An 8,342-nucleotide genomic window follows, 5' to 3' on the forward strand; every position below is an offset into this window, starting at 1 on the left:
TTTTCTCACAACACATTATAAGTTAGCTAATCAACTATGCGTTTCGAGTGAATTCTGGTGCAAACCTAAAACGATCCCCTGCTCCATTAGTAAGTTCATGCTCTTGTAAGTCTGAAGTACAAAATGCAATCATACTTCGGGTTTCGAACGCTACATACATTGAGTTTTTTAAATTAAGAATTAAGTCACAGCTTCTGCGTAACCAGTCTTTATTTATACTTTTCGGAACGACAACACTTATCTTATCAGTACTTACTAGCGACAAAACAGCGGTATAAAAAACTACCTCATTAATATGCTCGTCATTACTTTTATTTGGATGCAACACTAAAACACCATTGATATCATTAATTTTCTGATATTCAAGCTTATCTATCAGCGATAAGTCAGATAAAATAAACGCTACTTTTTCTGATTTTTTATTACGTAAGTCAATGTCCCGGATGGTACTTAGGAACTCTAATTGATATTGGCTACTCGGTAAGTTCTTATTCTCATAGACGCACATTGAGTCATTAAACAATGTAGCCTGAGTATGTAGCGTGGTACTAACTAGCTCGACACCATTGTCAATAAAGTAGTCTCGTAGAATGATATTTTGTCTATCTCTCGGCGCGCTTGATATTATGTCTAACTCATCGGGGTATGAAGATAGGCTGCAGTGTGCTTGATCCAAAAAATCTCGCCAAAGACTCAATACCTGCTCAAGGACAGATTCCAAAACGGTGCCATCTTTGATACAAGTTATCTTGATTAGGACACTATTTATATAGTTAATAGAGCCATTAAAGTAATAAAAAAAGATAGACTTCTCTTCCAGGTATTTTTCAATAAGAAACGCCCTTTGTTGGCCTATGAGAATTCTAATATCCTTTTTCGTCGATACCTTTCGATCGAGTAATTTTATAAACTCACCCACATCTTGAATAAGAAGAGCCTGGTCAAATTTAAGCTTGAACTTTGAGCCGAAATTGTCACTGTCGATAGAGGAATGCACAGACTCTAGAATCCATTGCAATAAATCCTTTTTACTCTCCGTCGAACTCAAAAGCAGAACAGACTCAGGCTTTAAAGGTAAACATCCTTCTATGGCCGCACCGTCATTTAAATTATAGACATATGCTTTGGGATAAGCGGCAACCGCTTTTTCAATCATCTGTCTCGCCATATTGAATTCAAACTTAGTTAGAACTGAATGCCTGAAGTTTCCTTTTACTACCAAGGATGATTTGCTTTGTATAAGGTAATCGTACAGTTGTGTTCCGTCGCTTTTATAATAACCAGAGTCTTTTGAGTGATGGTGGTTTCCATCTACGAAACCTAGGTCTACACCGAATAGATAAAGCTGTTTAAACCCTACTTCTAAAGAGAAATTTAACACAAAGTTGGATACAGTAGGGTACGCAAATTTTAGTTCTGGAAACTTTTTTTCCGTGGCCAGGCCATTGATGGTAACTGTAGACGCTTCGCCTTCTTTGAAACTAAGAAAAGCGTCGTTAAAAAGTTTTATTGTGTCAGGATGAACACCGTTACAGCTTAACAAGTTAATTTTTTTTAGAAAGTCAAAGCTTCCTACCCTTACTGCCCAATCAAACGTATCCCGATTACTCTCAATTTCAGCGTGAAAATCAGGAGAAATACCATGTTTGTATAGTACCTGCAATGCTGTTCCACATGAAATTACTACCGCACGCCCTCTCTCTTCTTTGAGCACAGGTAGTAACTTATCTAATGATGGTCCATTTCCTACAATAAATACCGGCACTTCAGACAATTCGACATGTTCAGATAAATCACTCAACTTACTGTAAAATTTTAACTTATTTTCTATTGCCCATTTAGTATGTGCGACACCGTATCGCGAATAATCGAAATATTCGCCTAATGCGACAATACCTCGTAGTTCTTCTCTTAGTTTCTTTGCAGCAGGTACTAATTGTTGATTATCATACCCTATAGAAAAATACATCGCTTCGATAACATGGGTACCGATAGCATTGAATTGGCCTGTTAAGTCCTTTGCTAGATTCGAACCATCATCTCCTATATTTAGATAAATACGTCTGTCCTCAATATTAGCTTTAGTGAGAATTTCTTTCCAATCAATTGCATAGAGTGATGCAAAAAAATAATCTCTATTAGGCTCGCATACAAAGAAACAGTCCACGTTAAAACAATTATAAAGCTTCTCTAACTTATAACCTGCTCCTATTCCAAATAGGAGCAAGGCTCCGATTTCCTCAGGTAACACCTCGTCTGATGCCTTAATACCTTTGAAAATACCTTCGATTCGTCTTGCCATTTTTTGATGCGAAAACTGGCTAGTTTTACCCTGAATGGAGCCTAAGGCTAGCCGTTCTTTCGTTGGCGTTTTAACAAATGCATTGTATGCAGCCATTTCATCAGCTAACGGTGATTCTCCGTATAACGCAGAGCCGCTAGCAATATGAAATATATTTACTTCACCCTTAACATTCGCTAAAGGCTTCCATTTGGAAGGCACGTAGTGTTCAAATTCTTTGGCAATATCGGGGAAAAAACGGAGGAGTGTGTCAATATTTTGTTTGAATACGTGTTGATTCAAATTATTAGATGACCACTGCTCGGGGTCTGTGACAGGGGGCCATGGGGGTAAAAAATCTTCGTGAGAGCGAAGAGGAAAAGACTCCCGAACCATCATACCCAAATTATTTAATGTGTTTTTGGAGAAAACACTGACAGCATCGTCAAATTCTGGGGTATGGTAGTGTTGATAAACGTAAACTCTGTCAAATGGGTAAGCTTGATATAGCTCTCCAAGTTCCTTCATAACCATTTTTGCATTAATGTCTGTTTGCAAATATATTGCAGTATTTTGCTGAGTAGCGAGGTTGAATACTTTTCCCCAAATACCAAAGGACAAAGAGCAGTTGAGATAACCTAGATTGGGCTCGTAAATAACGAGGTGTCGTATTTTGTAATTTTGCAAAAGTGATAATAGATGCGGGCCAAGGCCAATACCAAATACAACTAATACCTCGATATCTTTGGGTAAAAAGTCAGTGTGACCCGATGAATTAAATGAAACAGTAAGAGGGTTTGCTTCAAATTTCTTTAAATGCTCAGATATGTTTCTATTGACGTCATAACCGTAAAGCGCCTTGCCGTTGCTAGTATCCACAATATCTAATTCGCCATCTTTATTCACAAACACACTTTCTGGACAATTGTTTGCGCTTTTTAACGTGTGATAGATGGTCGGCATAGTTTGCTTGAACGCGTTTAAGCTAGCCTGCCTATTTTCTTCGATTGTATTAGCCCATGAACACTCTAACTGTTCTTGGCGCTCCACATTTTCATCAATAAAATATCTTATATCTTTGAGCATTATTATTTATAACTCTTCGCCGCTTTTTGTGCTCGAGAAAAACCAACAATTTCCTTTTTCACTTGGGATTGAAAGTCTCGCACAACTTCTTCTAGGTATTTATTTACGTTTAATTCATTTTTAGCAAAGGAGGGTAACGTTGAGGCAGTTAATCGTTTCAATTCACGAACAACGAGTCTATGCCTTAACGCCATGAGTCGAACCAGTTTGTCTTCTGATTCGTTGCGTTCTTCAACGGCTAAATAAGTTGCTAAATCAGCGTTTAGCTTGCGTAAAAAAGGCGGTGTAAAGGCATGATTGAGACGGTCTAGCATCTACAAAGCTTGCTTCTTCTCACGCTGCATTCTGTAGGCTTCTTCTTTTGCTTCTGCTGGAATTTCTAGCCATGCATCGCGAATAGGCGTGAGTAAAGAAGACACCTCATCTAACGCATCCTGGTTGTTTTGCACATGTGCTTCAGTGAGTAGGTTTATCATGTAGTTGTAAAGCGCGAATAAGTTTTCGCTTATCTCTCCACCAATGCCGAGATCAAGAGTGTCTCTTAAATGAATAAGAATTGAACTTGCTCTTGTTATATGCTCAGACTTCTGTACGTGATCATTTCGGGCCATCGCGCCCTTAGCATAGGCAACTCTATCCAATGCTCCCTGATATAGCATAAGTGTTAATTTGTGCGGGTCTGCATTGGCAACATCTTGCTTTAAGCTGCCTTTTTTATAAGCGTTAATACCTTTCAGTGCCACTTTTATCTCCAAGAATCTGATGTTATAGAACTGCTAACAGTGCAGAGCTGGTTTGGTTCAATTGCGCCACTGTCTGATCTAAGTTTAAGTACCGGTCTCGTAATGTTTGTTCAAAACTAACCATTCTTAGCTCAAGCGTTTCACGATCATCATACACTTCTTCCCGGTCGTCTTTCGCAGTTTTTTCACGTAAGCTTATTAAACCACTTGAAGATGTATATTGTTCTAGATAGTCTGACAAACGCGCTGCTATACCTTCATTTTCATCGGTAAATAAGGTTGCGATATCATCGAAACTATCTTCCAGCGCGCTTTCTAAGCGGTCTTCACCTGAACCTAACCCAAAATCGGTACTACTTATTTCCAATTCACCACCTTCATTTAATTCTACGCCTAAACTAAAGAGGCCGCCTAATGCAGAGGTAGAGACATTATCACCAATGATTGTTGCCAATCCTGCTTTGATACTTCTTATTAATGAGTCACCAGCAAGGGCACCATCCTCTTCCAAATCAGACTCACCATACTTAGTTTGCGCGTCTAACTCTTTAATCAAGTTATTATAATTATCTACGAAGTTTTCAATTTTTTCCTTTAACCCCTCTTTGTCATAACCAATGGTTAGTGTTGAAGGGATAAAATTCTCACCCGCTTCTTTCGGTGAGACTTCTTTTGCCGTAAAACTTACGTTTTGAATGGTATTATCGAATTTATTACTGTCACTTTGAACTTCAATACCATCAACGAAAGCAATGGCATTTTTAGCAACTTCAATATTGCTAGCGCTAATATTGGTTGCTCCGCCTGTAGTAGAAAGACGGTCAAGCTCTGTGTTTCCAGAATCATTGGTTATCACTAGGTCGTTTCCTTCACCTGTAGTCTCGGATTGAATTACAAGTTTTGGCCCTGCGCCAGTGCCCGTTTCGATGATATTAGCTGTTACGCCAAAGTTCTCTTCACTATCATTTATCATTTCCCTCAAATCAGCAAGAGTTGTTGTACTATCAATATTTACTGTAAAAGAATCATCCGCGCCTACGCTAAACGTAAGTGAACCGGTACCTGTAGAAAGTAACGCATCAGAACTTGATGTAAATGCGCCATCCTCGGTTGTTATCCTGCTCCCAGAGGCTAACTGTGAAACCGTAATAGCGTAAGAACCACGCAAAGCAGAATTGGCTGCCTCAGCAGATAATACATCATTATCATCGGTGGGGTTTTTTATAGTGGGTTCACGTCCATTAATTTCCTTGTCACTTTTAAGCTCATCAACGATATCCTGAAAACCAGACAATTTTGACTTTACTTTAGCAAGACCTGAGATTTCTGCCTCAACTCTTTCTTCTTTTTCGTTGAGACGAGACTCCTTTGGCTGCCTTTCAGCGGCTATCAACTGTTGTACTAAGCCGTCTAAATCGAGCCCAGAACCAACGCCTAAAGACTGAATTGTCATGATGCACCTCGTTAAATTTCGCTGTTAATAAAAACTCCAACACTGTTAACAACGTCTTCCTGAAGCTCTTGAATTCGACTGGCAAGTTTTAATACCTCTTCGGAAGGAATCTGCCGAATCACCTCGCCTGAACTTGACTCTTTGACTGTAACAATTGTTCGTTTCGTCTCATTATCAAAAGTGAAAGAAAGGTCACGATTTTGAGAATTTAAAAATGACTCGACTTTTTTCACCGCTTCATCTAACTCAAACCCACTTCCAACACTCTTATTATCGGCAGTATCGACTGCCTCTTTAACAAAATTATCTCCTTTATTTGGAAAGGATTCGACCCGAGCGTTTGCAAACTTTGATTCTTTCTCAACTACCCCCTCAGTTTCAACTGGAGAAAGCTTACGTTCTTGTTCAGTAAGCGTTGGAACAACTAGTGAGTTTTGAATTTCCACATTATTACTCCTTACAAACAAAAAAGCGAAGTAACTTATCCAGTACACCTCGCATTTTCTTACTAAAATTATAGCACTTATTCTGATTTAACGAATAGAGTAAAGGCTAAAACAGAGTAAACTCCTAACCGAGTAGCGAAAGTGCTGCTTGAGGTCTTTGGTTAGCTTGGCTTAACACTGAAATAGATGCCTGCTGCATTATCTGATTTCGCGTTAAATTTGCGGTCTCAGAAGCAAAATCAGTATCCATGATTTGTGAACGCGCTGACGATAAGTTCTCTGAAATATTGGTTAAATTACGTATTGTAGACTGGAAGCGACTTTGCAAGGCCCCCAAATCAGAGCGTACTGTACCAATTTTCGACAACGCGTCGTCTACTTGACCTAACAGTGTGTCAGCATTGCCATCAGTATCAACTGTACCCGCCACGCCAAGTCCAGTTGCGCCAAAAGAATTAGCAGCATCCCCAATTTCAACGGTTACCGTTTGCCCCTGGTTGGCGCCAACCAAAAAATCTGCCGAAAAGTTCCCCTTCAAAATACTCAAGCCAGCGAACTGAGTTTCAGATGCAATTCTAGATATTTCATTTTTTAAAGCTGTTATTTCAGACGAAAGAGCTGACCGGTCTTCAGTGCTGTTTATTCCGTTTTGAGCCTGTACCGCTAAGGTACGAATACGTTGCAATGCTGTTGTAGTCTCATCCAACGCTCCTTCTGCCGTCTGAGTTAGTGATATTGCATCATTGGCATTTCTAACCGCTTGATTAAGACCTTGCACTTGTGAAGTCATTCGCTCGCTGATTTGTAAACCTGCTGCATCATCAGATGCACTATTTATGCGAAACCCTGATGAAAGGCGCTCAAAAGACGTATTTAACGAGTTGCTGACGTCGAATAACTGACGCTGTGCATTTAACGACGAAACATTGGTATTTACAAATAAAGACATTTTTATCTCCTGCCATCTGTAGATTTTTAAAATTTACAGCTCTATAAAAGTAACACTCGTAAGCTCACTCAACCTACATAATTACTAGTTACATTACCCCTCAACTAACTTATCGGCAGAAACCTAAGTATCTTTAGATTTTTTTTAAAATTCGTACTTTTAATTTTAAAGCACTGAAAGTACGTAGTTTTAATAGTGCAATTTTTTAACTGAATCTACTGGACACAAGATAAGAAAATGCCAACAAACGCTATCTTACGTTGGCTGCTATGGTCGCTTTAGGGTTTAGTGACAGATTTTAGGTGGCGCGGCAATGAAAGTTAGCCTTTAGCAACACCATAAATTGGAGCATCTGAGCGCGACAAGGGTGAGCAACGCTAAATGGACTACAACTTTAATAAGAGCTATATTTTGTTGACTTAAACTGGTTATAACTGAATAACGCATTGGTAAAAAAACACTGAACAATCAAGAAACGTCAAAAATGCGTGAAAAAGACCTGCCGCTGGAAGCAAGCCTAGAAACTACAATAAGTATTCATCGTGATTAAAAGGATATCTGTTTTTAAAGTAAGTCCACTTGGGCAATCCGGGTACGACGCCTTACGGAAAAATAATTACTTACGCCCACTCTCAATACAGCAATAATAATTTAAGTACGCCACCCCCTTAGGTGCGATACGTTTATCTGCTGTTGAACTTGCGGCGCTTCCAGGATAACTCCTTCGAAAAACTTTCATTCGCGGATACCTTTTACAAATTTATCGAGAAACCGAGAGCTGTATTTACGCTATTGTTGTTATTGGTGAAGCCCTTTAGCACGCTAACAATGTTACTGATAACATCTCAAATATAACATCGGTAAAGAGCCAGTCTTATTCGCAAGAATCGAATACCATAGAGCAGATACTAGGCTAGCTGAATCAAATCTAGTTCTCTAATTGCCGCTTTTGGGAATATGGGGATATAGTCAACACGTATACTCAGTTTAAAGCGATTTCTTCAATTGTGAAAAGCGCGTCATGAACGTGCGTAGTAGATAATGAGCTGTAGTAAGCAGCCTTCAATGTGGATTTGTGCTACCCCATTTGTCTAAGCTTTGCAACGACTAAAAAGACAGCAAGCAATTGAGCTATAGATACAAAAAAGCCGAGACATTTCATCTCGGCAATATTCAGCCCAAGTTAGGAGAGCTAAATTTTCAAATAGTGAGATTGTATAGCCAAATCTAATTACCGAGTTAACCTAACAATGATAGCGCAGCCTGTGGTCGCTGGTTCGCCTGCGCCAACACCGTTGTGCTTGCCTGCTGCATGATCTGGTTACGCGTTAGACTCGCTGTCTCTGTCGCAAAATCTGTATCTCGTATTTGTGAACGCGCCGCT

At 39.4% G+C, this 8,342-nt stretch carries 7 protein-coding genes; all 7 read right to left on the reverse strand.

Annotation, left to right across the window (positions count from 1 at the left end):
- Positions 1–34: 34 nt before the first annotated feature.
- Positions 35–3,367: a motility associated factor glycosyltransferase family protein gene (locus ACTRWF_RS05955; protein WP_015066452.1), complete on the reverse strand. Its 3,333-nt coding sequence runs from the start codon at positions 3,365–3,367 to the stop codon at positions 35–37.
- Positions 3,368–3,369: 2 nt separating this feature from the next.
- The gene (locus ACTRWF_RS05960; protein ID WP_015066451.1) at positions 3,370–3,681 is read right to left on the reverse strand and encodes a hypothetical protein; all 312 of its coding nucleotides are present in this window, start codon (positions 3,679–3,681) and stop codon (positions 3,370–3,372) included.
- Complete coding sequence (fliS, locus tag ACTRWF_RS05965; protein ID WP_015066450.1) at positions 3,682–4,110, reverse strand: flagellar export chaperone FliS; 429 nt, start codon at positions 4,108–4,110, stop codon at positions 3,682–3,684.
- Positions 4,111–4,132: 22 nt separating this feature from the next.
- The gene (fliD, locus tag ACTRWF_RS05970; protein ID WP_015066449.1) at positions 4,133–5,563 is read right to left on the reverse strand and encodes a flagellar filament capping protein FliD; all 1,431 of its coding nucleotides are present in this window, start codon (positions 5,561–5,563) and stop codon (positions 4,133–4,135) included.
- Positions 5,564–5,574: 11 nt separating this feature from the next.
- Positions 5,575–6,009 (reverse strand): flagellar protein FlaG, encoded by a 435-nt coding sequence (locus ACTRWF_RS05975; protein ID WP_015066448.1) that lies wholly within the window; start codon positions 6,007–6,009, stop codon positions 5,575–5,577.
- Positions 6,010–6,133: 124 nt separating this feature from the next.
- Positions 6,134–6,958, reverse strand: coding sequence for a flagellin N-terminal helical domain-containing protein (locus ACTRWF_RS05980; protein WP_015066447.1), 825 nt, complete (start codon positions 6,956–6,958; stop codon positions 6,134–6,136).
- A 1,239-nt stretch (positions 6,959–8,197) separates the two neighbouring features.
- Positions 8,198–8,342, reverse strand: a 145-nt coding sequence (locus ACTRWF_RS05985; protein WP_462835240.1) for a flagellin, incomplete at its 5' end; no start/stop codon positions are given.

It is taken from the genome of Alteromonas sp. G5_S2_22_S1, from assembly GCF_054968525.1.